Source organism: Vibrio sp. 1557 (genome assembly GCF_033340175.1).
In the GTDB taxonomy this organism is placed as follows: Bacteria; Pseudomonadota; Gammaproteobacteria; order Enterobacterales; family Vibrionaceae; genus Vibrio; species Vibrio alginolyticus.
In genome coordinates this window covers 1-1,453 of record NZ_JAWOVZ010000118.1, presented here as the reverse complement: position 1 = coordinate 1,453, position 1,453 = coordinate 1, and the positions used below count along the sequence as shown (strand labels likewise).

Annotated in this window: 3 protein-coding genes; 2 read left to right on the top strand and 1 reads right to left on the bottom strand. The window is 45.9% G+C overall.

What is annotated here, in order from left to right; genetic code table 11:
* Nucleotides 1-523: DMT family transporter (locus R7070_RS25105; protein ID WP_318141384.1), on the top strand; the 523-nt coding region annotated here is incomplete at its 5' end.
* 44 nt (nucleotides 524-567) lie between these two features.
* A complete protein-coding gene (locus tag R7070_RS25100; protein WP_025507078.1) occupies nucleotides 568-1,182 on the top strand; it encodes a glutaredoxin domain-containing protein in 615 nt (204 codons plus the stop codon).
* 86 nt (nucleotides 1,183-1,268) lie between these two features.
* On the opposite strand, the gene R7070_RS25095 is transcribed toward R7070_RS25100, so the two are convergent.
* A complete protein-coding gene (locus tag R7070_RS25095; protein WP_005461920.1) occupies nucleotides 1,269-1,403 on the bottom strand; it encodes a hypothetical protein in 135 nt (44 codons plus the stop codon).
* Nucleotides 1,404-1,453: the final 50 nt, after the last annotated feature.

Sequence of the window (1,453 nt, the reverse complement as noted above, 5' to 3'; positions counted from 1 at the left end):
GGGCACCGCACGCTGGCTTGCCACACTAACTGGCTTTATCGGTGCCATGATCATCTTAGAACCGTGGTCAGACTCCTTCACTTGGGCAACTCTATTGCCTGTTGGGGCGGCCTTCTTTTGGGCGGCGTATTCTTTGATGGTGAAAAAGATGTCGGTAAACGATCCACCGTCTACCATGGTGGTTTACTTGTTGTTACTGATCACGCCTTTCAATATTGTGCTAGCGATACCAAGCTTTACCATGCCTAGTGACTGGACTATTTGGCTGATCCTTCTTTTTGCTGGTGCACTAACAGCATTAGCGCAATGGGCGATTGTGAAAGCTTACGCAGTTGCGGACGCTTCCTTCGTTCAACCCTTCGATCACGCTAAACTGCCTTTAAATGTGCTGGCTGGATGGATGGTCTTTGGATGGGTCCCTCCTGGTCGTTTGTGGCTAGGCGCTGCGATTATTGTGGCGTCGATTGCATTCATCACGCACTGGGAAGCAAAAAAGACAAAGTTAGTTGAAAGAAAAATCTAGCTTTTGAGTTCTATATTTTCAGGAAAGGAAATGAGGAACATTCTATGACACAACCAATCAAAATCACACTTTATCGCTGGGCTGGCAGTTGGGGGCCGTTCAAAGTGAACATCCCATGCGGCGAATGTACGCTAACCAAAGATATTTTAGTGGACACCTTCGCGAACGAATTGGCTGATGTACCAGTCGAACTCGAAGTGAAAGATTGGTTATCTCACTGGTGGGAACCTTTGAAAGTCGGTGCATGGCACGCCCCTATTCTTCTGGTTGAAGGTAAAGTCGTGAGCCAAGGGGAAGCGCTAAACCGAGGCGTGCTCGTGCAATCGGTCATTTCGGAGTGGGTAAAACGTGATGAACTGAAAGGCAACATCGTTTACGGAAAAGCCACTTGTCCGTATTGCGTCAAAGCTAAACAGTTACTCGACGATGCTGGTATTAAGTACGAGTATCACGATGTCGTCAAAGACAGCGCTGCCCTGTATAGAATGATCCCAGAAGTTAAAGCGATCATCGGTGAGAAAACACCAGTGACCGTGCCGCAAATTTGGTTAGAGGGAAAATACGTCGGAGGCGCAGATAACCTAGAAAAGTGGTTAGCCGCAAAGGGGTTAGACAAGGTGCCGAATAACGTCGTAGAAATACCAAGCCAATCGGCATAGTCGTTATCGCACTAGCATAAAGACCGTATAAATATTTGGTTTATAGAAACAAAAAGCCCTGATTTTTCAATCAGGGCTTTTCTGCATTAATTCGCCAGTTTTTTCATAACACGAGCAAAAATAGAAGCTTTTTTCTTCTTCGCTTTACCGTAAAGCGCTTTGTGCATCGCGTCTTTTGCAATCATCTGGCCAATGTAAGCACCACCAATTTCGTTACCCATGACCTTCTCCTGAATGTATTGACTTAACTATGTTGTAATTTTACACCGCA

Excerpts from the sequence above, each read along its gene's own strand:
- R7070_RS25095 (WP_005461920.1), bottom strand. The coding sequence starts at position 1,403 with ATGGGTAACGAAATTGGTGGTGCTTACATTGGCCAGATGATTGCAAAA.
- R7070_RS25100 (WP_025507078.1), top strand. The coding sequence starts at position 568 with ATGACACAACCAATCAAAATCACACTTTATCGCTGGGCTGGCAGTTGG.